The 480-nt window shown below is 69.2% G+C and carries 1 protein-coding gene; it reads right to left on the bottom strand.

Going from position 1 to position 480, the window contains the following annotated elements; all coding sequences use genetic code 11:
• Window positions 1-480, bottom strand: a 480-nt coding sequence (locus AC1DFE_RS24170; protein WP_476908344.1) for a DUF222 domain-containing protein, incomplete at both ends; no start/stop codon positions are given.

The following is a 480-nucleotide window of genomic DNA, read 5'->3' as shown; positions in this document are numbered from 1 at the left end:
GACTTCGAAGTGGTGCAGGCCGCCGCGTTTGCGGTGGAGGAAGATGCCTTGGCGGTGGCGGAGGTTTTCTTCGGACGGTTCGGTGCCGTCCTGGTCGAGGGCGTCGATCCAGCGGTGGGCGATGCGGGTGAGGAAGTCGTGGTCGTTTTCGATCGCGGTTTGGGTGAGGTTGTGTTCCATCTCMGCCAAGGTGTCGGGGTCGGGGATGTGGCGGACTTTGTCCAGGGCGGTGGTGATGATGGTTCCGGCGCGGGAGGCGATGATTCCGGCGGTGAGGGCGGYGGCGGTTTCTTCGTGTGCCGGTGGCATGGGCCGGCCGGCGAGTCCGGTGCGGGGGAGGGTGGCGTTGGCGAGGGCGAGGCGGCGGCGTGCTTCGGGGGTGCTGATCCGGAGCCGGGTGCGGAGGAAATCGGCGGTGTTCCGGGCCCCGTCATCGGCCGGGGACCAGGTCAGCGAACGCGCGGGCAACGCAGGGACCGC

The sequence above is a fragment of the Arthrobacter sp. 05T423 genome, assembly GCF_056396245.1.
The sequence above is the reverse complement of the archived record's forward strand: the minus strand, read 5'-3'. Positions and strand labels throughout refer to the sequence as shown.